Raw genomic sequence first — 23,175 nt, forward strand, 5'->3', positions numbered from 1 at the left:
GACTGTCACGCAAGGCGCAACAAGCCGCACCACCTACTACATCAACGGCGAAAGCGCCCTGATGGCCGAAGCCGATGAAGAAGGGCGGATCACCAAGGCGTACGGATTCAACCCCCACACGCAGCAAGCCAAAACCAACGAGGAGGACGAAGACGAACAAGAAGGCAGCCTATGGAGCACCGACCCCATCTGGCAGGCTGACCTTGCAGCAGGCCAGAGCCTCAAAGAAGCCAGCTACCACTACCTGGTCACGGATCACCTGGGAGCGCCCGTATTGGCGCTGAACAAGGCGGGCGAGGCGACGTGGAAAGCGAACTACGAGGCTTTCGGCAAGGCCATAATCAATCCGGCCTCGACGGCGCAAATCAACCTGAGACTGCCGGGGCAGTACTTTGATGCGGAAACGGGGCTGCACCAGAACTGGAACCGGGACTATGCGCCGGGCATTGGCAGGTATGTGCAGGCGGATCCGATTGGACTGGCGGGGGGCATAAACATCTATGAGTATGCCTATGGGAATCCTGGAGCTTATATAGATCCAAATGGAGAATTTGTTCTTGTGGGTGCTGTGGTGGGAGGAGCATTAAATTTTGGTTGGCAACTTTGGCAGAATGGTGGCCGCATTGAGTGCATCAATTTTTGGGAAGTTGGCATGTCAGCGTTATCAATGTCTGGTTTTGGAATTATTGGGAGAGGAGGATTGGCTGGGATTGCTGGATTTTTTACAAACACAGAAAAATTCAGAAAATACAGTAAGGCCTATTGGAAAATTCGCGGTGGGGCAAAAAATATGAGCTTAGATCATTGGATGATTTCTCAGGCTGCCGCACGCAATGGGAAAGTTTCAGCAAAAATTGTCAATGGAGGATGGAATTTATTGGAGATGCCAAAAACATGGAACAGATGGTTAGGATTTGCGCCAAATTGGAAAAACCGGCCGTTACAAAGAAAATTGGCAATTGCAGCTCGGGTTGGTATTCAGATAGGCATTCCTGGAATAGCAATTACGTCTGGCGTTGCAGGGTATAAAGCAGGTCTTAATGCACAGGAAGAAAAATGCGGATGCTAATAATATGACTGCTGTGTGTATAAAATGTGGAAACTTCAAAAAGAAGGCTATCATACCATGTAGTTTTTGCGGTTTCAGTCCAGAAAGTGACGAAGAAAAAGCAAAGTCCATCATGCTTTCGACCGATTATGAAATTAATAATGAATACAAAGGCAAATCTATATATGAGCTGCAAGTTATTTCCAATGATCTGAAAAAGGGAAAAGAGTTTTCCTTCGATGACAAGGAAGTAAAGCGCTTGGTAAGATATGCTCGATATATTGATTCAATTTCATGGCGCGAATTGCTGGTGGATCTAATTCGCTGGTTGTTTGTACCTATTTGTGTATTATTATTAGCTTTTGTTTTGCTTAGATGGAATACTGTACGCAGTATTCAATCGTGCTCGCTCAATGTTCAAGCACGCCTCATAAAAGGTAAAACTACTAAGATATGGGATATTGAAGCCAATTTCCCGTGGCAAATAAAATGAATAATTGATAATCCGAATGCATTATTATAAATGCTTTTCGATTACATGAGTGATTTAGCATTCTTGTTAATTTTGTTGCGCATACAATATTGCCTACTGATTGAGGAGCGCATTTGAAGACGTTAAGGGGTGGATAGTATGGAAAACCGAGATTTTATGACTGATCTTGATATCCGATTATATAATAACCTGAAGCGCCAGAGGAAAACATTTAAGCCAAGAGCAAGAAGGACGATTCGCTATTTGGAGAATGAGAATAAGGATTAAATGATGTGATTTTGCGTCGTCAAATGCCGCTATTGGCGCAAGAGCACCGACCCATCTGGCAGGCTGACCTGGCGGCGGGCCAGAGCCTCAAAGAAGCCAGCTACCACTACCTGGTCACGGATCACCTGGGAACGCCTGTATTGGCGCTGAACGAGGCGGGCGAGACGACGTGGAAAGCGAACTACGAGGCTTTTGGCAAGGCCAGAATCAATCCGGCCTCAACGGCGCAAATCAACCTGAGGCTGCCGGGGCAGTACTTTGATGCGGAAACGGGGCTGCACCAGAACTGGAACCGGGACTATGCGCCGGGCATTGGCAGGTATATACAGGCGGATCCGCTGGGCTGGCGGAGGGAATTAATTACTGTCTTTATGCTGATAATAATCCCATGCTGTTTATTGATGACAGTAGATTATTGAAAAATTAATTTGCTTAAGCCCGGCTCAGATGAATATGAGAAATTTGAGCACATCAAAGACATTCCAGCTAAAATAATAATAGCCGCGCACGGTAATTGCAGGGGACATTATCAATAAAGATATTGTTAGTATGCAAACGCTGGTAGAAATTATTCATGAGCACGCAAAGGATTGGCCAGCCAATATCACAGGCATCGATATACGCCGTGTGGTGCTGGATATGGAGATGAGTTTATTGCCAAGAGGCTTTCAACCCAGCCTGTATTTGTTGATTTCATTGTTCGAGGTCCTGAAGGCGACGATTGCTCCAGACGGAACAACATGGTATGAAATCGCACATTTTGCTCTTTATCCTCGTGGCGAGAAATATATGTGGAGCTTCAGAAATGGCAAGAAAATATAGATTGCATCTATTCCAATTTTGCTCAAGCGTAATCGCAACGATATTTTATTGCCTTGCCGTCGCCTTTTTTGCTTCTCCTGGCTTATATTTCTTTATTATAATAGCCCAAAAATTTTTCATTTTTTCTGCCATGTTTTATTATTTATTTGCGATTGTTTGTCTGCTTTTGAGTAAGTTGTTCTCAAAAAAGACGGCTTCAATCATGACATTTGGGTTTATGATATTATGCGTTGCGTTCTTCGGAGCGACTGATTCGATAGAGTTTTATGTGATTAGCTTATTGCCTTTGATGACATATATGTTTTTCATATATGTTTATATTGATAATAGAATTTGTTGAAAGTAATGATGGTGCAATATGCGGCATATTGGATGCATCAAAAGGAAAGTGTTAAAAAAAATTTTTAGAGGCTTTGATAAGTTGAGAGCATTTAGGACCGCTCCGCCAGGCGCAATACCGTGTTCTTTTAAGTGCCCAAAGCGATAAAGGATAGCAAGGATGAGGTTTAATCATATTATCATCGCCTTTAGTACCAACAAGAGGCCGCCATCATTCAAAGATATCAATAATAAGAACAGTGATTTTGTCTTCTCCCCGCTGGCGAAGGACAAGATATATAGTGCAGATACTGCCTTATGGGGAATAAGCGGGGAAGGAGCTTTTGCGCCATCCGCACAACACGTACAAAAATGCCTAAAAGAGTGGCAAGAGAATGATCATCTATTCTTGATGGCTCTTATCGAGCATAAAGACGTAAAAAAAGGCCTCTTTTCTCCCGTCGTGTCTATTGAGAATGTTTTCAAGGCAGAAGATATTGATAAGGCTGTTTTTATTGGCTATGATGTTATTGATATATGGACGGGAATAAGCGTCTTGTGTAATGCAGGATTTGGATCCAATGATCTGGAATTGATAAATAACTCAGGTGTAACCTGTAATTCATATGGCCTTTTGAACAATATGGAAGATTCTGCGAAATTCTTGAAAGTGGCGTCAGAGCTTGTCCCTGAACATATGCCTTGTGTGATATCAAGGATATACATTTTCCCCAATAACGTCATTTGAATTGATTGAATGTGATGAAAAATGAAATAATATCTTTTGTTGTCTCCAGCAACCCTATAGAAGCCAAGCGTAAAAAATAGCATTTGGCTTGTTGCAGGAAGCTGTTTCCCATGCCCGCCATTCAGGCCCCAATGGATCAGTGCTTCTCTTGGCCGCGTCAGCCAAGCCAAAGGCCATTGCCACGGCCTTGTCTGACCAATCCGTGCTGCCTGATGCAGACCGCCCAAGAGGAGCGTCTTCCCTTTCTTCAGTTGTTTGTTTGCTTCTTATTCTGTAGCATGATGTCCTAGTGGAAACTGCGCGAAAGCCGTTTTCGATGCCTCTGAATTTGCTCCTCTTATTGATGAGAACCCGCCTGCTCCCATGCCGCTGAATTCCGTTTTGCCGCCTCCGCCCATCCTGCCCGTCACGGCGTTGCAGGAGCAGCATTTCAACGAGGCCGCGCTGGCCGCTCCCGTCACTCACGCGGCGCTGCGGGCCTGGACTTACCCGGAGCCTGCCGTGGTGCTGGGGCGCGCGCAGCATCAGCTGGCCCTGCCTGCCGCTAGCGCGGGGGCGCTGCCTGTGGTGGTGCGCGGCGCGGGCGGCGGCGCGGTGCTGACGGGGCCTTGGCTGCTCAGCCTGGCTATCACGCTGGCGCCAGATGACGCGCGCGTGGCCGCTTTGCCCGTGGCCGACAGCTACCGCTGGCTGGGCGAGGCTGTTGTGGCCACCCTGGCCGCCCTGGCCGGGCCGGGCGTGCGGGCGCGCGCTCAGCCGCCTGCCGAGCGCATTCCGGCCCCTGAAGCGCTGGCCTGGGCCTGCTTTGCGGGCGTGGCCCCGTGGGAAGTCGTCGTGTGCGATGCCGCTGGCGGCCCGCCGCGCAAGCTCGTGGGTTTTGCCCAGCGCCGCAGCCGCCATGGCGTTTTGCTGGCAATGGGCGTGCTGCTCACCAGCTGCCCCTGGCTGCGCATGACCGAGCGCATGGGCCTGCCTGCCAGCCAGGCGCGCGCGCAGGCAGACGCGCTAGCCGCCTGCACCATTGACCTGGCTGCGCTGTGCTCCGCGCCCGTCAGCGGCGAAACCTTCCTGCGCCGCCTGTGGCCCCGCTTGCAGCCCATGCGCAGCGCGGGCTGACGGTTTTGTCTTTTCTGAGAACCTGTTCATGACCTGGCCGCAAGGCGCTGCGGATCGGGGCCGCCCGCTCGCGGTCCGGCAGGGCGTTTGCAAGGCTGCTGACTACCCGAGCCCGCGCTTTCGCGCCTATGCACGAACGCTGACTCTGCGTGAGCTGTGAGCAGGTTCTGAAGCAAATCAAACCCCGGTCCGCCCTGGCGGCGCACAATGGCGCGGGCATCGCGCAGCGGCTGCGAATGCCCCTACCCGCATGCCGCTTTGAGCGGTATCGCTATGATTTTTGACAGCCTCGCTGCCGGCGGGCCGCCGCACCTTTGCGGACAGGCGCGTTTTGGGCCGAAGGCCAGACACGATGACAACACCGCCCCACACCCCTGATTCGCCCGCTTCTGCGGCGGCTGAAAACTCTCCCACGCCTGTTCCTGCACCCGCTGCCGCGCCTGCCTCTGGCGCACCGCAGGCGCCCGTTGGCCAGACGCCCGCTTCAGGCGCCGCGCCTGCGGGCAAGCCCATGTCCATTCCAGTGCGCGCCGCTGCGCCAGGCGCGGGCGGCAAGCCCAAGGCCGTCAAGCCGCCGCCCGTCACCGGCCCCTGGCGCTTTGCCACGCTGCTGATTGCGCCGCACCGGCTGGGCTTTTTCTCGGCCATGGTGGTGCTGGTGGCCGCCAGCTTTTGGTGGCTGGCCGTGCAGGCCGACCGCAGCTTTGGCGCGCTGGGCCTGTCCGCCACGCTCGCGCCCATCACCACGCATGCGGCGGTGATGGTGTTTGGCTTCATGCCGCTGTTTTTCTCGGGCTTTTTGTTCACCGCCGGGCCGCGCTGGCTGGGCGTGCCGCCGCACAAGCCCACTCAAACTGCGCCCTGCGTGGTGCTGCAAATGGCGGGCTGGCTGCTGTGGCTGGCCGGGGCGCACACGCACGCTGGCGTGGCGCTGGCGGGCATGGCGCTGGCGCTGGCGGGGCTGGCATGGATGGTGGCGCTGTTCTGGCAGCTGATCTTCGCCAGCCAGGAAGAAGACCGCGTGCACGGCAAAACAGTGGGCTACGGCGGCATCGTCGGCGTGCTCAGCCTGGGCGGCGCGCTGCTGGCGCTGCTGGCGCAGCGGCAAGACCTGGCGCTGCTGCTGGTGCGCACGGGGCTGTGGGGCTTCATCGTGGTGACCTACGTGGCCGTGGCGCACCGCATGATTCCGTTTTTCACCTCCAACGTGCTGCCCATGATTCAAATTTGGCGGCCCTTCTGGGTGCTGTGGCTCATGCTGGCCGTGTGCGCCTGGCAGGTGCTGGCGCTGTGGGTGCAGGCGCTGCTGGCGCCCGGCGCGTGGTGGACGGCGCTGGCGCTGGCGCTGGAAGCGGCCGCTGGCGGCGTGCTGCTGTGGCTGGCCATCGTCTGGGGGCTGGTGCAGAGCCTGAAGATCCGCCTGCTGGCCATGCTGCACGTGGGCTTTGTGTGGCTGGGGCTGACGATGGCCTACGGCGCGCTGGCGCGCGGCCTGCTGCTGTTTTTGGGGCATGACGTGCTGGGCCTGGGGCCGCTGCACCTGCTGGCCATGGGCTTTCTGGGCTCCATCATGCTGGCGATGGTCACGCGCGTGTCGTGCGGGCACAGCGGGCGGGCACTGGTGGCCGACTCCAGCGTGTGGACGCTGTTCTGGGTGTTCCAGCTGGCCGTCATCATCCGCACGGTGGCCGCCATTGACAGCGCGCCCATCTGGCTGATGTTCGTCACGGCGCTGATCTGGACGGCCGTCATGACCATCTGGAGCCTGCGCTTTGGCAACTGGTACGGCCGCCCGCGCAGCGACGGCAAGCCGGGTTGAGAACAGGCTCCGGAAAGCGGCGAAGCAAAGTGAAATGCACGCGCTCCGCAAAGGCATGAAGGCCGGAGCCAGGCCGCTTTGCCCTCGCTCCGGCCTTCTCCCGCATCTGCCGGAGGAAAAACCCGGAAAAAGGGCTGCTGAAAATGGCCGCTCACAGGCTTTGCCTGACCGCCGCCGTGCATTGACCGCATTGGCCTTTCTGGCGCGCAAAGCGCCCGCCAGCAAAGCGGGGTGACAGGAGGCCCGCGCAGGGGTGGAGTGCCAAAAAATGGGCTGAATATGCTCTTGAATCCGTAGCATGAGGTCCTACTGGAAACTGCGCGAGGCGGCATTTCGACCCCCTTTAATTTGCTCCTGTTTTTGCGCAATATTCTTGTGCTGGTGGGCGGCGCAAGCGGCAGCCGCCGCGAGAGGCGGCCCTTCAGAATGGGCGAGGCCGCATTCGGCTGGGGTTCCCCGGCTGGAAATTCCCGGCTGGGGTTTCGCGCGCGCCAGCTCCCATCCGGCAGCCTGCCAGCGGCGTGAAAATTGATTTTTTTCAGGCCCGCCCATGTCCGCCCCTGCTGCCAAAACCCGCCCGCCCGCCGATCCATCCGCTGACACGCTGGCCGCCTTGCGCGCGCGCTACCGCAGCCAGCGCCAGGCGCTGCTGGATGACATGCAGGCGTGCGCCCTGCCCGCAGCGCCGGCTTCGCGCCTGCCGCGCGCGATGGCGGCGCTGGCCCGTCTGGCCGATGAAACGCTGGCCGCCTTGTGGCAGCGCGCGGGCTTGCCGGGGGCGCTGGCGGCGGTGGGCGGCTACGGGCGCAGCGAGCTGTTTCCGTTTTCGGACGTGGATGTGCTGGTGCTGCTGCCGGATGAGGCCGGGCCGTCAGCTTCGCTGGACGCTGCGGTATCGGCCTTTGTGGCCGCCTGCTGGGATGTGGGCCTGGAGGTGAGCCACAGCGTGCGCACCGTGGCGCAGTGTCTGGAGGCGGCGCGGCAAGACATCACCGCCTGCACGGCCTGGCTGGAAGCGCGCCGGGTGGCGGGCGATGCGGCGCTGCTGGCCCGCTTTGAGGCCGCTTTTGCCGCGCAGCTGGATCCGCTGGCTTTTCTGGCGGCCAAGCAGCTCGAGCAGCGCCAGCGCCACGCCAGGCAGCAAGACACGCCCTACGCGCTGGAGCCTGATTGCAAGGAGTCGCCCGGCGGCCTGCGCGATTTGCACACCATCCGCTGGGTGGCGCGCGCGGCCGGTTTCGGGCGCAGCTGGGCCGATCTGGCCCGCAGCGTGGCCACGGCGCGCGAGGCGCGGCAGCTGGCGCGCAATGAGCGGCTGCTGTGGCTGATTCGCGCGCGCCTGCACTTGCTGGCCGGGCGGCACGAAGACCGGCTGGTGTTCGAGCGGCAGGCCGCCGTGGCCGCCGCTTTTGGCTATGAAAACCGCTTTGACGCGCGGGGCCGCCTGGCCCAGCGCGCCAGCGAGCAGCTCATGCGCCGCTACTACTGGTGCGCCAAGGCCGTGGTGCAGCTGAGCGAAATCCTGCTTCAGGTCATGGCCCAGCGCCTGCGCGCCGCGCGCGAGACGCCGCCGCCTGCGCGCCGCATCAACGCCTGGTTTTCCGAAACCGATGGCGCGCTGGACATCAACCGCGACGATCTTTACCAGCGCCACCCGCGCGCCATCTTGCAAACCTTCTGGCTCTACCAAAGCCGCCCGGAGGTGCAGTCGCTTGGCGCCCGCACGCTGCGCGCGCTCTACAACGCCCGCGCGGCGATGGACGGGCGCTTTCGCGCCGACCCCGCCAATCACGCCCTGTTCATGCGCATGCTCAAGGCCCCGGCGGGGCAGACGCACGCGCTGCGGCTGATGAACCGCACCAGCGTGCTGGGGCGCTATTTGTGGGTTTTCCGCCGCATCGTGGGGCAGATGCAGCACGATTTGTTTCACGTTTACACCGTCGATCAGCACACGCTCATGGTGCTGGGCAACATGCGGCGCTTTTTCATGCCCGAATTCGCGCACGAATACCCCTTGTGCTCGCAACTGGCGCAAGGCTGGCAGCGGCCCTGGGTGCTTTACGTGGCCGCGCTGTTTCATGACATCGCAAAGGGGCGCGGGGGCGATCACTGCGAGCTGGGCGCGCGCGAAGTGCGGCGCTTTTGCCGCCAGATGGGCATACGCGGCGATGACGCGGCGCTGGCCGAATTTCTGGTGCGCGAGCACCTGGGCATGAGCCAGGTGGCGCAAAAGCAGGACGTGAGCGACCCGGCCGTCATCGCCCGCTTTGCCGCGCGCGTGCAAACGCAGCGCCGGCTCGCCGGGCTGTATCTGCTGACGGTGGCCGACATACGCGGCACCAGCCCCAAGGTGTGGAACGGCTGGAAAGACCGCCTGCTGCAAGACCTGTATCACGCCACCGCCCGCCACCTGGGCGGCCACGCGGCCAGCGCCAGCGCACTGGCCGCCAGCCGCCAGCGCCAGGCCCTGGCCCTGCTGCCTGCCGGCGGGCACGCCGCCGCCCGCAGCCTGTGGGCCACGCTGGACGGCAGCTACTTCACCCGCCACAGCGCCGGCGAAATCGCCTGGCACGCGCAAAGCCTGCTCCATGAAGGCAGCGGCGCAGCCGAAGGCCGCCCCGTCATCGCCGCGCGCGGCGCCCCCGGCGGCGAGGGCCTGCAAGTGCTGGTTCACGCGCCCGACCAGCCCGACCTTTTCGCGCGCCTTTGCGGCTGGTTCCACCGCGCGGGCCTGTCCATTCACGACGCGCGCATTCACACCAGCCGCAGCGGCTGGGCGCTGGACACCTTCCAGATCAGCAGCGCCCACCCCCTGGCTGGCGAGGCAGACGCTGGCGAAGCCGACGAACAAAAGGCCGCCACGGCCGCGCTCATCGCCCGCGTGCAAACGGGCCTGGCGGCGGCCCTTGCCAGCCGCGCCGCGCTGCCCGCCGTACGGCTGGGCCGCCAGTCCGCCCGCGTGCGCAGCTTTCCCCTCACGCCCCATGTGGAATGGCAGTCCGACGACAGCGGCCAGCGCTGGCGGCTCAGCGTCACGGCCAGCGACCGCGCTGGCCTGCTCTACGGCATCAGCCGCGTGCTGGCCGCGCACGGCATCAGCGTGGAACTGGCCCGCATCAGCACCCTGGGCGAGCGCGCCGAAGACACCTTCTTGCTGCACAGCCCCGATCTGGCTCATGCCAGCGTGCAAATGCAAGTGGAGCAGGAGCTGATTGCCGCCTTGCAGGGCAGCCCGCCCGCCAAGGCGTGAGCGCCTGTTCAGCGAACCTGTTCAACGTTTGGCTGCAAGACGCCAACCGCAGACGGACTTTGAACAGTCTCCGAAAGCCAGCGCTGGCCAGGTTTCAATAGAAACAGGAGCAAATTCAAGGGGCATAAAAAGGCTCTTGCGCCCGTTTCACCAGGACATACCGCTATGGGTTCAGGAGCAAGAAAATGGCCGCTTCCGCCTGCCTATGCGTAACGCGGCATCGGCGGCGCGCATGAAGCAGGGGGCCGCGATCAGGCCCATCGCCTGAAGCCCCGCTGGCGATGCTGACGGCTGGCCGCAAGCTGCGGGGCGAAGGCCGTTTCCGGCCGCCGCACCGGCCCCCTTGGCCCTTTTCGCCCCTTCCTACAATCGCGCCCCACTGCAAAACCCGAATGCCCCTCACGATGCCGCCTGACACACCTGCCGCCGCCCCAAGCCCGTCTGCCGAACGCCCGCTCAAGGCCCGTCTGGCACGGCTGTGGGCCTATTTCAGGCAGTACCGCATCGGCTGGGTCATGGCCGTGGCCGGCACGCTCATTGGCGGATTGAGCGAGGCCACCATTCCCGCCCTGCTCAAGCCCCTGCTGGACGAGGGCTTCACCCAGCGCACCCTGCCCGTTTGGGCGCCGGGCGTGGTCATCGTCGGGCTGTTCGGCCTGCGGGCGATGGCCAACTTCGCCAGCCAGTACGCGCTGGCGCGCATCGCCAATGACGGCATGGTGCTGCTGCGCCGCCAGCTTTTCGCGCGGCTGCTGGATGCCGATCTGGCCCTGTTCGCCAGCCAATCGGCCAGCCGCCTGGCCAACACCATCGTCTATGAAGTGCAAAACGGCTCGGCCATGCTGGTGCAGGCCATGCTCACCGCCGCGCGCGACGCCGTCACCGTCGCCGGCCTCATGGCCTATCTGCTCTATCTGAACTGGCAGCTCACGCTCATCGTGCTGGTGCTCGCGCCCGTGGTGGCCTACATCATGAAAGTGATGTCGCGGCTGCTGTACCGCGTGACGCAGCAAAGCCAGGCCGCCACGGACGCGCTCGCCTACGTGGTGGAAGAAAACGTGCTGGCCCACCGCATGGTGCGCCTGCACGGCGCGCAAGCGGCGCAAGCGGCGCGCTTTGAGTCGCTGAGCCTGCAACTGCGCCGCCTGGCGCTGAAAGCCACGCGCGCCGCCGCAGGCACCACGCCGCTGACGCACTTGGTGTCGGCCGTGGCGCTGTCGCTGGTCATTGGCATTGCCCTCTCGCAAGGGCAGCAGGGGCAGTCCAGCGCGGCCAGCAACGTCACCGTGGGCGGCTTCATTGCCTTCATCGGCGCCATGCTCATGCTGATTGCGCCCGTGCGGCGCCTGTCGGAAGTGGTGCACCCCATCACCCGCAGCCTGGCCGCGCTGGAGCGCGGGCTGGACTTGCTCGACAGCGTGCCGCCCGAAGCCGCCCCCGCCGCGCCCATCACCCCCCCGCCCCGCGTGCGCGGCGAAGTCACGCTGCAAAACGTGCGCGTGGCCTACCCGGATGCCGAAGCGCCCGCGCTGGCGGGCATCAGCCTGCGCATTGAGGCGGGGCAAACCGTCGCCCTTGTCGGCCCCTCCGGCGCGGGTAAAACCACCCTCGTCAATTTGCTGCCGCGCTTTGTCGTGCCCAGCGCAGGGCAGGTGCTGCTGGACGGAACGGACACTGCCCGCTGGCCCTTGCAGCACTTGCGCGCGCAGTTTTCCCTCGTCAGCCAGGATGTGGTCATGTTCAACGACACCGTGGCTGCCAACGTGGCCCTGGGCGACGCCAGCCCCGACCGCGCCCGCATCGAACAGGCCCTGCGCGACGCCAACCTGATCGAACACGTGGCCACCCTCGCGCAAGGCATGGACACCGTGCTCGGCCACAACGCCACGCAACTCTCGGGCGGCCAGCGCCAGCGCCTGGCCATCGCCCGCGCCCTCTACAAAAACGCGCCCGTGCTGCTGCTGGACGAAGCCACCAGCGCGCTCGATACCGAAAGCGAGCGCCTTGTGCAGCAGGCCATCGCCCACGCCATGAAGGGGCGCACCACCTTCGTCATCGCCCACCGCCTCTCCACCGTGGAGCACGCCGACCGCATCCTCGTCATGGAGCGCGGCCAGATCGTGGAAGACGGCAACCACGCCAGCCTGCTGGCCGCCGGCGGCCTCTACGCCCGGCTGCACAGCAGCAGCCAGCTCTAGGAGCCTGTTCCCAAAATCATCCCAAGAGCCTGACCATGCGCCGGATGCAGGCAATCTTCACGAATGCTTCGGCTGTAGAAGGCGGTGACCTCGTAGGCCTTGGAGAGCCTGCGAGATTGACCCAGCCAGGCAGAGGTTCTCTCCACAATCCAGCGCTTGGGCAGCGCCTCAAAAACATGCCGCTGGCGGCGCTTGATCGCCCGCATGTTCCAGCCAGACATGCTCAGCGCCAATTGATCAGACTGCCCGTTTTTCGAGGCAATCAAGGCGCAAGAGCAGCCGCACCAGCAAAGCCCTGGCTCCTTGCCCGGTCTTTCATGTCCCGGGCGTTGCGCACCCGGGACATCCTCTCTTGTTCATTTCAGCAAAGTGGTTTGGCCAGCGCTGGTCTCGGGGAAAGGCTTTGAACAGGTTCTGCGGCCGGTTGGGCCTGGAAATCCAGCAAATGGAATCCGTCTGAAAACCGCGCCGCCTGGGCCGGGCGCGTCAATGATCCTGCCTGCGCCCCCAGTGCATCAGCGCCATGCCCAGCACGGCCACCGCGCCGCCCGTGGCCAGGGAAATATGCACAGGCTCGCCCAGCCATAGCGCGGCCAGGCCCATGCCGAAAACGGGCACCAGCGTCAAATAGGCCGCTGCGCCGCCCGCGCCCAGCGCCTTCACGCCGCCGAAGTAGAGCGAATAAGCCACAGCCGTGCCCAGCAGCGCCAGCGCCAGCAGAGCGGCCCAGCCTTGCGCGGGCGCGTGCCAGGCCGTGCGCCAGCCCGCCACGCCGTCCACAGCCAGGCTGGCGGCTAGCAGCATCAGCCCGCCCAGCGCCGTGGTGGCCGTGGCGGTGGTGTAAGCATCCATGCCGGTCAGCACGGCGCGGCCTGCCAGGGTGTAGCCCGCCCATAGAACCACGCAGCCCAGAATCAGCCACTCGCCGCGCCCCAGCCCGCCGTCCAGCAGCTGCAGCGGCTGTCCGTGCGAGATGGCAAACGCCGCCCCGCCCACGGCCAGCGCCATGCCCAGCGCAATCAGCCCATTGAGCCGCTCGCCAAACAGCAGCGCTCCGCACAGCAGCGTCAGGGCGGGCGTGAGCGTGGTGATGACTGCCGCACGGCTGGCGGGAATGAGCCGCAGCCCGCTCATGAAGCACGCCGCGTAGCCAAACACCCCCAGCGCCGCAGCCGCCGCCAGGCGCACCCACTGCCGCCCTGGCAGCGCCAGCATGGCGCGCAGCCGCCCCGCGCGCCGCATCCACCACAGCAGCGCCGCGCTGGCGACCACGCAGCGCCAGGCGGCGGCCGTCAGCGGCGGCATGCTGCCTGCCAGCACCCGGCCCCATGACCAGGTGGCGCCCCACAGCACAGCCATCAGCAGCAATTGCAAGTGCACGCGCCACAGCGCCTGAGGCCGGGCCGGCGTGGCGGGCGGAGAAGAGGAAAGATTCATGAAGAGCGATTTTCGACGCTTGCCCGCCGCGCGCGGCCTGCCGGGCTGCCGACCCGTCTTCTGGCCTTCCATGCTGGCCTCCTAGAATGAACTTCCGCATCACCCCAGCAGAGGAAAACCGAGCATGCCCCTTTACGCCGTCAATGACTTTTCGCCACAGTTGCACCCCAGCGCCTGGGTGGCCCCTTCCGCCGAAATCATGGGCCAGGTGCTGGTGCAGGCCGATGCCAGCGTGTGGTTCGGCTGCGTAGTGCGCGGCGACGTGGAGCGCATCCGCATTGGCGCAGGCGCCAACGTGCAAGACTTGAGCGTGCTGCACGCCGACCCCGGCGCGCCGCTGACCATAGGCGAGCGCGTCACCGTCGGCCACAAGGCCATGCTGCACGGCTGCACCATAGGCGAAGAAAGCCTGATCGGAATCGGCGCCGTCGTGCTCAATGGCGCGCGCATTGGCCGGCACTGCCTGGTAGGCGCGGGCGCTCTGGTGACCGAGGGCAAGGAGTTTCCGGACGGCAGCCTGATCATCGGCAGCCCCGCCCGCGTGGCGCGCGCCCTCACGCCAGAGCAGATCGAGGGCCTGCGCCGCAGCGCCCAGCACTACATCGACAACGCCCGCCGCTTTCGCGCCACCCTGCGCGACCTGACCCCGCTCCCCCAATCGCGCGCGGACTGCCTGCCATAAATTGCAGGCAAGGCTCCAGGCAAGGGCTTGCGCTGCCCACGCGCCATTTGCGGAAATGGCTGGTTCGGGAATCATGAAGATTTTCATGAAAGAAAAAGAATCATGATGCCCCGATTCAATTCATTCTTGTGCCGACAGCCCTATTTCTGGCGAAAACCAGAGCGCGGACATGAATCCGCCCCGTCCGCAAAAGAAAACCGGCAGGGAAAAAAATATTGGTTGGAGTTTGAACGCGAGGTTATTGCACCCCCAATCCAAAGGCGCCTTGCCCAAGGCGCAAAAAATGGCGGACAAGAAATAGCGCTTTCAGGCAAGGCCGGAAAAATCGGGCGAATGCGGAAAAAAGAGCGCCCGAAAAACAGTTCATTTCCCCCGGCAGACTGAACGGGTGATGAATAGGACGCTGAATGTGGCCATGCAGCAGCGATGAATTCCACCCTGACCAAACGATGAAAACCCATACATCCACGCTCGCGGTCAAACAAGGCGCGCCATTCACGCCACTGTCATGACTGCAATCGCCGCGTCAATCTTCACGCCGCAAATCAATCGCCCATGTTTGCTTGTGCTCTTCAGCCCTTGCGCCCTAAATCACCTGTCTCACCTGCCAGGCTCACTCAAAAAAAGGAGCAAATTTGAAGGGGTTGAAATGCCGCTTGGCGCAGTTTCATCTAGGACGTCATGCTATGAAGAGAGGAGCAAAAAACAGCTGCCACGCAGGCCAAGAAAATCCGGCATGACAAGCAGTAAAAAGGCCGCGCGCGGCGGCCTTTGAACAAGTGCCCTGAACAGGTTTTCAGGCCGCCTTGCGCTGGCGGCGCGCGCCCATGAAGCCGAGCGCGGCAGCCAGCAGGCCCAGGCCCCAGCCGCCCATCGCGGGAACGGACTGAACGGGCAGGCCGACGGTGAGGTTTCCGCGCGGCGCGCCGGTGCGGGAGGCGCTGGCGGCGTTGTTGGCCAGATTGGCTTCGCCCGTTACGTTCGTCACGCGGGACTGAAGCGTCAGCGGGCCGGTGACGGAGGGCGTGGCGGCGAAGCTGATAGCCGGGGCGCTGCCGCCAGCGGCAATGGCGGGCAGGGTGCATTCCAGATTGGGCGCGGTCCAGGTGCAGCTGGTCGGGAAGGAGCCGGGCACGATGTCCATGCCAGTGGGCAGTTGCACAGTCACCTTGCCGTCGGTGCTGCCGGACAGGCCGATGTTGCGCGCGGTCACGCTGTAGGTTTGCGGCACGCCCGGTTGCAGGGCGTTGGGGCCGGAGAGTTCAGGCGTCAGGTCCGGCTCGATGGTGTTGCCCGCGCAGGCGCCGCTGGCATTACGCGCAGCGGCCAGTGCGGCAGCAGCCAGCGGCCCGCGCTGCGGGCTGTGCGGCGGGTTGTGGAAGATGCTGGTATCGGCCACGAACACGGTGCAAGCGCCCTGCCCTGCACTGGCACGCTTTTGCGGCAGCACCAGGCCGTAAGCGTTGGTGGGCGTGGTCAGCGTGGCGGGCGGCGTTGCGCCGTGGTTCAGAAAGAGGGCGTAGCCGCCGGGCACGTTGGTGATGAGGTCGTACGCATTGCCCATGAGCTGCGGCACGCCTGCAAAACCGGCCTGGTAGGGCGAGCTGGCGTTGAGCGGGGAGCTGATATTGCCGCCGCTGCTGCTGCGCCCCAGCGTCCAGCCCGTCATGGCGGAGAGGGCGGCCGTGGCGGGGGTGATGTTGGCGGCGGTGGAGCAGCAGCCGTCAATGAACATGACGAAGGTCAAATCAGGCCGGGTCTGCATCAGGTTGGCAAGAAAGGCCATGTTGGCTGCCGTGATGGGCTTGTAGACCGACTGCACGACCACCACGTCCACGCCCGTGAAGTCGCTGGCGGCCAGCGTGCCATTGGTCAGGTACTGGCGCTTGTCGATGATGTTGGCCGCGCCGCCTGCGGCCTGCTCGAAGGCTTCGTAGGCGCCGTTCATGATTTCGACGCCATTGACCCCGGGCGAGGTCAGCTCGTCGGTGGAAAGAAACAGCACTTTGCCTGCGGCCAGGGCGCTGGCGGGCAGCAGGGCGCAAGCCAGCGCGGCGGCGGCACACAAGGTTTTCAGGGGGGACATTCGCGGATCTCCAAAAAAGAAAGGCAGGCCGCCATGCGCCGCCGACCCAACCAGGCCGGTGCGCGCAGGCAAAAAGTGCGGCAGTGTAAAGCCCGCATGAAAAAAACGGGCCGCCGCCAGCAGCCCGGCGGCGGCCCGCTCTTTGCGGGCGCTCACGAAAGCGCGGGGGCGCGCCTAGCGCAGGTTGCCCACCATGTCGGCGGGCACCACCCACTGGTCAAACTGCTCGGCGGTCAGAAAGCCGCTGGCAATGGCCGCTTCGCGCAGGCTGGCGCCTTCCTTGTGCGCTTTTTTGGCAATGAAGGCGGCCTTGTCGTAGCCGATGTGCGGGTTCAGCGCCGTCACCAGCATGAGCGAGCGCTGCACCAGCTCGGTGATGCGCGCGCGGTTGGGTTCTATGCCCACGGCGCAGTGGTCGTTGAAGCTGACCATGCCGTCGGCCAGCAGGCGCACGCTTTGCAGGAAGTTGTGCGCCACCATCGGGCGGAAGACGTTCAGCTCGAAATTGCCGCTGGCGCCGCCCACGTTGATGGCCACGTCATTGCCCAGCACTTGCGCGGCCAGCATGGTCACGGCCTCGCACTGCGTGGGGTTCACCTTGCCGGGCATGATGGATGAGCCTGGCTCGTTTTCGGGAATGCTGATTTCACCGATGCCGCTGCGCGGGCCGCTGGCCAGCCAGCGCACGTCGTTGGCAATCTTCATCATGCTGGCCGCCAGCGTCTTGAGCGCGCCGTGCGCGAACACCAGCGCGTCGCAACTGGCCAGCGACTCGAACTTGTTGGGCGAGGTCACAAAGGGGTATTGCGTGATTTGCGCCAGCTCGGCGGCCACGCCTTCGGCGTAGCCCTTGGGCGCGTTCAGCCCCGTGCCCACCGCCGTGCCGCCCAGCGCCAGCTCATACAGGTGCGGCAGGGCCGAGCGCAGGTGCTTTTCGCCGTGGTCCAGCTGCGCCACCCAGCCGGAAAACTCCTGGCCCAGCGTCAGCGGCGTGGCGTCTTGCAAGTGGGTGCGGCCAATCTTCACGATGTCGGCAAACGCCGCGCTCTTGGCTTGCAGCGTGGCGCGCAGTTTGGCAATGGCGGGCAGCAGGCGGCTTTCAATGGCGGTGACGGCGGCCACGTGCATGGCGGTGGGGTACACGTCGTTGCTGGACTGGCTTTTGTTCACGTCGTCATTGGGGTGAACCAGGCGCTCTTGCCCGCGCGCGCCGCCCAGCAGCTCGCTGGCGCGGTTGGCCAGCACTTCATTGACGTTCATGTTGGTTTGCGTGCCCGAGCCGGTCTGCCACACCACCAGCGGGAATTCATCGGGCCACTTGCCGGCCAGCACTTCATCGGCGGCGGCCACGATGGCCTTGGCCTTTTTCTCCTCCAGCAGCCCCAGGCGGTGATTGACCGTGGCCGAGGCTTTTTTCACCTGCGCCAGCGCGTGAATGATTTCGCGCGGCTGCTTTTCGCCGCTGATGTCAAAGTTTTGCAGCGAGCGCTGCGTTTGCGCGCCCCAGAGCCTGTCGGCGGGCACGTCAATGGGGCCAAAGGTGTCTTTTTCGGTGCGGACTTGCATGGGTTTCTGAACTCCTGAGAGGGTGGGTGGAAAGCCGGGCGTTATACCCGATGCCCACAGCGGGCAAACCCTCCGGCGGCTCGCTGATTTCGCTCGCAGCCCGCCGTGGGCGCGAAAAGCGCAGACCCGGACGGCAACAAATGAAATGTGAATGCGCGGGCCGCAAGCATGGGCCGGGTGCGCAGTGCTTTTTTGCTGGCTATGCATAGCTGCAAATCCAGTCTGCGCCGGAGCTTTGGAGCCGGTTTGGCTCGCATCGCAAAAGCCAGGGCCTTTCGCCACCCTGCTTCCGAATTGCCGCTGCGGCGAGAATCCGCGCCTTCAGGCCTCTTGCGTTGCTTGTGCCGCCTGAATTTGACGCCGCTTTGCCCCGCCATGCCTTGCTGGATTGACACCCACTGCCACCTGGACGCGCCCGAGTTCGCCGCCGACCTGCCCGCCGTGCGTCAGCAGGCCCGCGCGTTGGGCGTGCGCTGCTGCGTGATTGCCGCCGTGCACGCCAGCACGTTTGATGAGGCCCGGCAGGCCGCGCACCGGCTGGGCGACGCTTACGCGCTGGGCACCCATCCGCTCTACGTGCCGCAGGCGGGTGAAGACGCTGCGCAGCAGCTGGCCGCCGCCTTGCAGGCGCATGCGGGCGATGCAAGGCTGGTGGCCGTGGGCGAAATCGGGCTGGATTTTTTCGCGCCCGCGCTGGCCGCGCCACCCTGGCGCGAGCGGCAGCAGGCGCTTTTCCGCCAGCAGCTCAAGCTGGCGCGCAGGCACGGGCTGCCCGTCATCCTCCACTCGCGCCACGCAGTGGATGCCGTGTTGCGCCACCTGCGCGAAACCGGGCCGCACACCGGCATTGCCCATGCCTTCAGCGGCAGCGAACAGCAGGCGCGCGCTTTTATTGACCTGGGCTTCAAACTCGGCTTTGGCGGCGCCTGCACTTTCGAGCGCGCCACCCGCCTGCGCCATCTGGCCGCCGCTTTGCCGCTGGAGGCGCTGGTGCTGGAGACGGACGCGCCCGACATGCCGCCCCACTGGCTCTACGCCACCGCCCGGCAGCGCGCCAGCGGCCAGCTGCAGGGCCGCAACACGCCCGCAGAGCTGCCGCGCATTGCCGCCGTCATTGCCGGGCTGCGCGGCATGCCCGTGCAGGCGCTGGCCGAAGCCGCCTGGCGCAACACGCTGGAAGCGTTGCCCCGGCTGGCGGGGCTGGGGCTGGACTGAGCGGCCTGGCTGCGACGGATCTTCCGCCTGATTTTTTGCCTTTTCATGCAAGCGCTGCGCCACTTCTTCATCGCCCTTCAGTTTTTCACCCGCATTCCCGTCACAGGGGCGCTGGCAGCGTGGGTGGGGTTTTCGCCCGCCATGCTGCGGGCGGCGGCAGGGCACTTTCCGGGCGTGGGCTGGGTGGTGGGCGCGGCGGGCGCGGCGGCTTTCGCGCTGGCGCTGGCCGCGCTGGGCGGCACGGCGGCGGGCGCCTGGGCGGCGGCGCTGCTTTGCACGGCGGCCACGGTGTGGCTGACAGGCGCGTTTCATGAAGACGGGCTGGCCGACACCTGCGACGGCCTGGGCGGCAGCGCGCAGCGCGAGCGGGCGCTGGTCATCATGAAAGATTCGCGCATCGGCAGCTACGGCACAGTGGGCCTGTGCCTGGCGCTGCTGCTGAAAACGGCGCTGCTGGCGCAGCTGGCGGCGCAGTGGGGGCCGCTGCGCGCGGCGCTGGCGCTGCTGTGCGGGCATGTGCTGTCGCGGCTGATGCCGCTGTTCATCATGCGCTGGCTGCCGTATGTGAGCGATGCAGACGCCGCCAAATCCAAGCCGCTGGCAGACGACGTGAGCGGCCCGGCGCTGCTGGCGGGCCTGGCCTGGTCGCTGCCCGCCTGGGCGCTGGCGGGGTGGGCCTTCTCGCCCGCGCGCCTGCTGGCGTGCGCAGCCATGCTGGCGCTGCTGACCTGGCGGCTGGGGCGGCTGTGGCAGCGGCGCTTGCAGGGCTTTACGGGCGATGTGCTGGGGGCCACGCAGCAAGTGTGCGAGCTGGGCTTTTATCTGGCGCTGGCCGCCTCGCCTCCCGCCTGGCTGGCGGCCTGGGCGGCGGGGCTGTCATGAGCGGGGCACAAGCCGCCCTGTGGCTGGCCCGGCATGCCGCCGTGCAGGCCGCGCCCGGCCTGTGCTACGGCGCCAGCGACGTGCCCGACGACCCCGCCGCCACGCGCGCCGCCGCCGCCCATCTGGCCGCCGCGCTGCCTGCCGGGGCGGCGGCGCTGCACGTCTCGCCCCTGGCGCGCTGCCGCCACCTGGCCGAGGCCTTGTGCGCGCTGCGGCCCGATCTGCCCGCGCCGCAGACGGACGCGCGCCTGGCCGAAATGGACTTTGGCGCGTGGGAACTGCGCCCGTGGAGCGCCATCGCCCGCGCTGAATTCGACGCCTGGACGGCCCGCTTTGCCGATGCCCGCCCCGGCGGCGGCGAAAACGTGCGCGCCTTCATGCACCGCGTGGCGCAAGCCTGGGACGAAGCCTGGCCGCTGGCGCTGCGCACGCGCCGCCCCGTGATCTGGATCACCCACGCAGGCGTCTTGCGCGCCGCCCGCCTGCTGCACGCGGGCGTGCGCTGCCCGCCATCGGCCAGCGACTGGCCCGCCGAAGCCGCGCCGCTGGGCCAGGCGCTGGCATTCACCCCGGACGGCATCGCCGCACACGCTCTGGAGCGGCGGCGCTCATGAAACTCAGGGCCTGTTCATAAGCTGGCCATGAGGCGCAGATTGAAATGGGTAAGCTATATTTGCTCTCTAATTAATAGCGTGATGTCCTAGTGGAATTTGCGCTGATCGGTATTTCAACCCCCTTGAATTCGCTCCTGTTTTTGATGCCTGTTCGCAGGCGCGCCCGAAGAAAGCCGCCATTGCAGGCCGCGAAGCGCGCCGCCGCTGCGCGGGACAAGCGAGACAATCGGCCGCGCCGCTACAGTTGCGGCCTTTACTTTTTGCTGGCGCGCGCTGCCAGCTTCGCTCAACGCTCAAGAGAGAAAGCTCATGAACACGCATCCTTTTCTTTTCATGCCGCGCGCGGCGGGCCGCCTGATGGCCGCTGGCGCGCTGACGGCGCTGCTGGCGGCCTGCGCGTCGGTGGATCTGGGCCAGCGCTATGACCCGCCCCCCGTGCGCATGCCAGGCGAGCAAGCTTCCGGCTCGGCGTTGCAGCCCGCGCAGCCCGCTGTTTCCGAGCAGCCGCTCAGCCAGCCCGTGCAGCCCAGCAGCACGGAAGGGCAGCCGCTGCCGCCCCTGGGCGAAACAGGCAGCGAGCTGCCGCAAAGCGGCGCGCAGCCCGCGCCCATCACCGACCCCAACGCGCACATCCTCACCTTCTCCACCCGCCTGGCTGGCGGCAGCGCCGTGCCGCCCAGCCACAGCCAGGCCAGCGGGCAGATTGACGCGATTTACGACACCCAGTCGCGCCTGCTGCGCTGGAAGGCTTCGTGGCACGACCTGAGCAGCCCCATCACGGGCATCGCCTTCCACGGCCCCGCGCAGCAGGGGCAGACGGCGCCCATGACCATGATCTGGCCCGGCCCCTTCGGCCCGCGCTACGAAGGGCGCGCCACGCTCACGCCGCAGCAGGCGCTGGATTTGCAGCAAGGCAGCTGGTACATCAACGTCACCACCCAGTCCTGGCCTGGCGGCGAAATTCGCGGGCAAATGCACGTGGTGCGCTAAGCGGCGCCTGAACGTTTCGCGAGCGGCCCGTTCCCCGGCTTTTTTCCCCTGTCCTTTTTCGTTTTCTGAGCATGCATTCCATCCTTCTTTCCACCCGCCGCGCCGCCCTGGGCGCACTCGCCCTGGCCTGCGCCGCGCTGGCCGCGCCCGCCGCCTGGGCGCAGCAAAAAACCGTGGGCATCACCGCCATCGTCGAACACCCCGCGCTGGACGCCATCCGCAAAGGCGCGCAAGACGAGCTGCGCGCCCTGGGCTGGAGCGAAGACAAGCTCAAAGTGCAATACCAAAGCGCGCAAGGCAGCGCCGCCACGGCGGGGCAGATTGCCAAGAAGTTCGCCGGCGACAAGGTGGACGCCATCATTGCCATTGCCACGCCCAGCGCGCAGGCGGCGGCAGCGGCCACGCGCTCCATTCCCATCATCTACGCGGCCGTCACCGACCCCGTGGCCGCCAAGCTGGTCAAGAGCATGGAGCCAGCGGGCGGCAACATCACCGGCGTGTCCGACCGGCTGGACATCGCCCCGCAAGTCGATCTCATCCTGAAAATCAAACCCGGCGCCAAAAAAGTGGGCATGGTCTACAGCCCCGGCGAAGTCAATTCCACCGTCGTCGTGCAGCAAATGAAGGACGAGCTGCAAAAGCGCGGCATGACGCTGCTGGAAGCGGCTGCTGCCCGCACCGTGGACGTGCCCGCCGCCGCCCGGGCGCTGGCGGGCAAGGCGGACGTGATCTACACCTCCACCGACAACAACGTCGTCTCCACCTACGACAGCCTGGTCGGCGTGGCCCGCCAGGCCAAAGTGCCGCTCGTGGCCTCTGACTCCGGCTCCGTGCAGCGCGGCGCCAGCGCGGGCATGACCGTGGACTACTACGAAATGGGCCGCCAGGCCGGCCGCATGGCCGACCGCATCCTCAAAGGCGAGCAGCCCGGCGCCATCGCCAGCGCCACGGGCGCGGCCCAGCTCATGCTCAACCCCAAAGCCGCCGCCGAACAAGGCGTGACGCTGGATGAAGCGCTGCGCAAGCAAGCCAGCGCCATCGTGGGCGAATGAAAAAGCGGGGTTGAACGCAACCCGGTGCGCGGGGCCTTCCGGCCCCGCCGCTTTTTCGCCAATGCCTTCTGGAAAGAAAGCGCAAAAGAACCTCTTATTCGCTCCTCTATCCATCGTTTGAACTCCTTGAGCTTGCCCAAGAAGTTTTCTATGAGGTGACGCCAGCGGTACATGTGCTCATCAATAGACAAAGGCTGGCATCGATTGGGTCTTTGCGAGATCACGATTGGCTCGCCTTGCGCTTGCAATGGCTCTGCCAGCCATTGAACACCAAATCGCCCAGCGCATCGCACAAGGCCCGTATCCTGGCGCTCACGCCCCCGCGCCAGTGGCCTATGGCCTGGCTTTGAGTCCTGCGCTCTGGCCGTGACGGTGCACTTTCACGATCGTGGCATCGACCATGGCGTATTCCATATCCGGCTGGCCGCTGACAGCATCAAAGCGTTTTTGTCAGATATCGGCCTTGACCCAGTCACGAAAGCGTTTGAAAACGGTGTTGCATTTGCCGAATTCTTCAGGCAAATCGCGCCAGGGGCTGCCTGTGCGCACGATCCACAGCACGGCCTCTACAA

General features: G+C 63.7%; 21 protein-coding genes and 1 pseudogene. 17 read left to right on the forward strand and 5 right to left on the reverse strand.

The features are described from left to right. From QB898_RS12030 to msbA, 9 genes are all read left to right on the forward strand, one after another. On the forward strand, positions 1-1,069 hold a 1,069-nt coding region (locus tag QB898_RS12030; RefSeq protein ID WP_279525154.1), incomplete at its 5' end, for an RHS repeat domain-containing protein. A 112-nt stretch (positions 1,070-1,181) separates the two neighbouring features. Continuing rightward, complete coding sequence (locus QB898_RS12035; RefSeq protein WP_279525155.1) at positions 1,182-1,541, forward strand: hypothetical protein; 360 nt, start codon at positions 1,182-1,184, stop codon at positions 1,539-1,541. A 272-nt stretch (positions 1,542-1,813) separates the two neighbouring features. Next, positions 1,814-2,227: an RHS repeat domain-containing protein gene (locus tag QB898_RS12040; RefSeq protein ID WP_279525156.1), complete on the forward strand. Its 414-nt coding sequence runs from the start codon at positions 1,814-1,816 to the stop codon at positions 2,225-2,227. 130 nt (positions 2,228-2,357) lie between these two features. After that, positions 2,358-2,630, forward strand: a complete 273-nt coding sequence (locus tag QB898_RS12045; RefSeq protein ID WP_279525157.1) for a hypothetical protein — start codon at positions 2,358-2,360, stop codon at positions 2,628-2,630. Between the two features lie 499 nt (positions 2,631-3,129). Further along, positions 3,130-3,696, forward strand: coding sequence for a hypothetical protein (locus QB898_RS12050; protein WP_279525158.1), 567 nt, complete (start codon positions 3,130-3,132; stop codon positions 3,694-3,696). A gap of 363 nt (positions 3,697-4,059) precedes the next feature. Further along, on the forward strand, positions 4,060-4,812 hold the full coding sequence (locus QB898_RS12055; RefSeq protein ID WP_279525159.1) for a lipoyl protein ligase domain-containing protein: 753 nt from the start codon (positions 4,060-4,062) through the stop codon (positions 4,810-4,812). A 352-nt stretch (positions 4,813-5,164) separates the two neighbouring features. Then, positions 5,165-6,631 carry an NnrS family protein gene (locus QB898_RS12060; protein WP_279525160.1) on the forward strand — a complete coding sequence of 489 codons (1,467 nt, stop codon included), beginning with the start codon at positions 5,165-5,167 and terminating at the stop codon, positions 6,629-6,631. Positions 6,632-7,181: 550 nt separating this feature from the next. Next, the gene (locus tag QB898_RS12065; RefSeq protein WP_279525161.1) at positions 7,182-9,881 is read left to right on the forward strand and encodes a [protein-PII] uridylyltransferase; all 2,700 of its coding nucleotides are present in this window, start codon (positions 7,182-7,184) and stop codon (positions 9,879-9,881) included. Positions 9,882-10,273: 392 nt separating this feature from the next. After that, positions 10,274-12,079 (forward strand): lipid A export permease/ATP-binding protein MsbA, encoded by a 1,806-nt coding sequence (gene msbA, locus QB898_RS12070; RefSeq protein ID WP_428982821.1) that lies wholly within the window; start codon positions 10,274-10,276, stop codon positions 12,077-12,079. On the opposite strand, the gene QB898_RS13490 is transcribed toward msbA, so the two are convergent. Beyond that, on the reverse strand, positions 12,076-12,345 hold the full coding sequence (locus QB898_RS13490; RefSeq protein ID WP_428982822.1) for a hypothetical protein: 270 nt from the start codon (positions 12,343-12,345) through the stop codon (positions 12,076-12,078). The two genes, msbA and QB898_RS13490, sit on opposite strands and share 4 nt — an antisense overlap. 220 nt (positions 12,346-12,565) lie before the next feature. Further along, positions 12,566-13,516 (reverse strand): DMT family transporter, encoded by a 951-nt coding sequence (locus QB898_RS12080; protein WP_102284650.1) that lies wholly within the window; start codon positions 13,514-13,516, stop codon positions 12,566-12,568. Positions 13,517-13,640: 124 nt separating this feature from the next. Here QB898_RS12080 and QB898_RS12085 point away from each other — a divergent pair, with 124 nt between their 5' ends. From QB898_RS12085 to QB898_RS12095, 3 genes are all read left to right on the forward strand, one after another. Next, entirely contained in the window at positions 13,641-14,198 is a 558-nt protein-coding gene (locus tag QB898_RS12085) for a gamma carbonic anhydrase family protein (protein ID WP_279525162.1), read from the forward strand. Between the two features lie 102 nt (positions 14,199-14,300). Beyond that, positions 14,301-14,582, forward strand: a complete 282-nt coding sequence (locus QB898_RS12090; RefSeq protein WP_279525163.1) for a hypothetical protein — start codon at positions 14,301-14,303, stop codon at positions 14,580-14,582. Positions 14,583-14,706: 124 nt separating this feature from the next. Next, positions 14,707-14,973 carry a hypothetical protein gene (locus QB898_RS12095; RefSeq protein WP_279525164.1) on the forward strand — a complete coding sequence of 89 codons (267 nt, stop codon included), beginning with the start codon at positions 14,707-14,709 and terminating at the stop codon, positions 14,971-14,973. Positions 14,974-14,994: 21 nt separating this feature from the next. Here QB898_RS12095 and QB898_RS12100 read toward each other — a convergent pair whose 3' ends face one another. Next, the gene (locus tag QB898_RS12100) at positions 14,995-16,284 is read right to left on the reverse strand and encodes an IPTL-CTERM sorting domain-containing protein (RefSeq protein ID WP_279525165.1); all 1,290 of its coding nucleotides are present in this window, start codon (positions 16,282-16,284) and stop codon (positions 14,995-14,997) included. 174 nt (positions 16,285-16,458) lie between these two features. Further along, the gene (fumC, locus tag QB898_RS12105) at positions 16,459-17,850 is read right to left on the reverse strand and encodes a class II fumarate hydratase (RefSeq protein WP_279525166.1); all 1,392 of its coding nucleotides are present in this window, start codon (positions 17,848-17,850) and stop codon (positions 16,459-16,461) included. Between the two features lie 375 nt (positions 17,851-18,225). On the opposite strand from fumC, the gene QB898_RS12110 reads away from it, so the two are divergent. The 5 genes from QB898_RS12110 to QB898_RS12130 all read left to right on the forward strand — a co-directional run bounded on the left by QB898_RS12110 (position 18,226) and on the right by QB898_RS12130 (position 22,603). Continuing rightward, entirely contained in the window at positions 18,226-19,065 is an 840-nt protein-coding gene (locus QB898_RS12110) for a TatD family hydrolase (protein WP_279525167.1), read from the forward strand. A 45-nt stretch (positions 19,066-19,110) separates the two neighbouring features. Continuing rightward, entirely contained in the window at positions 19,111-19,947 is an 837-nt protein-coding gene (locus QB898_RS12115) for an adenosylcobinamide-GDP ribazoletransferase (protein WP_279525168.1), read from the forward strand. Further along, positions 19,944-20,561, forward strand: coding sequence for a histidine phosphatase family protein (locus QB898_RS12120; RefSeq protein ID WP_279525169.1), 618 nt, complete (start codon positions 19,944-19,946; stop codon positions 20,559-20,561). Before QB898_RS12115 ends, QB898_RS12120 begins: the two co-directional genes overlap by 4 nt. A 309-nt stretch (positions 20,562-20,870) precedes the next feature. Continuing rightward, positions 20,871-21,551, forward strand: a complete 681-nt coding sequence (locus tag QB898_RS12125; RefSeq protein ID WP_279525170.1) for a CHRD domain-containing protein — start codon at positions 20,871-20,873, stop codon at positions 21,549-21,551. 71 nt (positions 21,552-21,622) lie between these two features. Next, the gene (locus tag QB898_RS12130; RefSeq protein ID WP_082202721.1) at positions 21,623-22,603 is read left to right on the forward strand and encodes an ABC transporter substrate-binding protein; all 981 of its coding nucleotides are present in this window, start codon (positions 21,623-21,625) and stop codon (positions 22,601-22,603) included. A 467-nt stretch (positions 22,604-23,070) separates the two neighbouring features. On the opposite strand, the pseudogene QB898_RS13495 reads toward QB898_RS12130, so the two are convergent. Continuing rightward, positions 23,071-23,175, reverse strand: a pseudogene (locus QB898_RS13495) (transposase); the annotation flags it as partial.

The organism is Ottowia cancrivicina, from assembly GCF_029813755.1.
Classification (GTDB): Bacteria; Pseudomonadota; Gammaproteobacteria; order Burkholderiales; family Burkholderiaceae_C; genus Ottowia; species Ottowia massiliensis.

What these genes read in the sequence shown, in the direction of transcription:
- QB898_RS12035 (WP_279525155.1), top strand. Translation starts at nt 1,182, where the DNA reads ATGCTTTCGACCGATTATGAAATTAATAATGAATACAAAGGCAAATCT.
- QB898_RS12045 (WP_279525157.1), top strand. Translation starts at nt 2,358, where the DNA reads ATGCAAACGCTGGTAGAAATTATTCATGAGCACGCAAAGGATTGGCCA.
- QB898_RS12050 (WP_279525158.1), top strand. Translation starts at nt 3,130, where the DNA reads ATGAGGTTTAATCATATTATCATCGCCTTTAGTACCAACAAGAGGCCG.
- QB898_RS12055 (WP_279525159.1), top strand. Translation starts at nt 4,060, where the DNA reads ATGCCGCTGAATTCCGTTTTGCCGCCTCCGCCCATCCTGCCCGTCACG.
- QB898_RS12060 (WP_279525160.1), top strand. Translation starts at nt 5,165, where the DNA reads ATGACAACACCGCCCCACACCCCTGATTCGCCCGCTTCTGCGGCGGCT.
- QB898_RS12065 (WP_279525161.1), top strand. Translation starts at nt 7,182, where the DNA reads ATGTCCGCCCCTGCTGCCAAAACCCGCCCGCCCGCCGATCCATCCGCT.
- msbA (WP_428982821.1), top strand. Translation starts at nt 10,274, where the DNA reads ATGCCCCTCACGATGCCGCCTGACACACCTGCCGCCGCCCCAAGCCCG.
- QB898_RS12080 (WP_102284650.1), bottom strand. Translation starts at nt 13,516, where the DNA reads ATGAATCTTTCCTCTTCTCCGCCCGCCACGCCGGCCCGGCCTCAGGCG.
- QB898_RS12085 (WP_279525162.1), top strand. Translation starts at nt 13,641, where the DNA reads ATGCCCCTTTACGCCGTCAATGACTTTTCGCCACAGTTGCACCCCAGC.
- QB898_RS12090 (WP_279525163.1), top strand. Translation starts at nt 14,301, where the DNA reads ATGATGCCCCGATTCAATTCATTCTTGTGCCGACAGCCCTATTTCTGG.
- QB898_RS12095 (WP_279525164.1), top strand. Translation starts at nt 14,707, where the DNA reads ATGACTGCAATCGCCGCGTCAATCTTCACGCCGCAAATCAATCGCCCA.
- QB898_RS12100 (WP_279525165.1), bottom strand. Translation starts at nt 16,284, where the DNA reads ATGTCCCCCCTGAAAACCTTGTGTGCCGCCGCCGCGCTGGCTTGCGCC.
- fumC (WP_279525166.1), bottom strand. Translation starts at nt 17,850, where the DNA reads ATGCAAGTCCGCACCGAAAAAGACACCTTTGGCCCCATTGACGTGCCC.
- QB898_RS12110 (WP_279525167.1), top strand. Translation starts at nt 18,226, where the DNA reads ATGCCTTGCTGGATTGACACCCACTGCCACCTGGACGCGCCCGAGTTC.
- QB898_RS12115 (WP_279525168.1), top strand. Translation starts at nt 19,111, where the DNA reads ATGCAAGCGCTGCGCCACTTCTTCATCGCCCTTCAGTTTTTCACCCGC.
- QB898_RS12120 (WP_279525169.1), top strand. Translation starts at nt 19,944, where the DNA reads ATGAGCGGGGCACAAGCCGCCCTGTGGCTGGCCCGGCATGCCGCCGTG.
- QB898_RS12125 (WP_279525170.1), top strand. Translation starts at nt 20,871, where the DNA reads ATGAACACGCATCCTTTTCTTTTCATGCCGCGCGCGGCGGGCCGCCTG.
- QB898_RS12130 (WP_082202721.1), top strand. Translation starts at nt 21,623, where the DNA reads ATGCATTCCATCCTTCTTTCCACCCGCCGCGCCGCCCTGGGCGCACTC.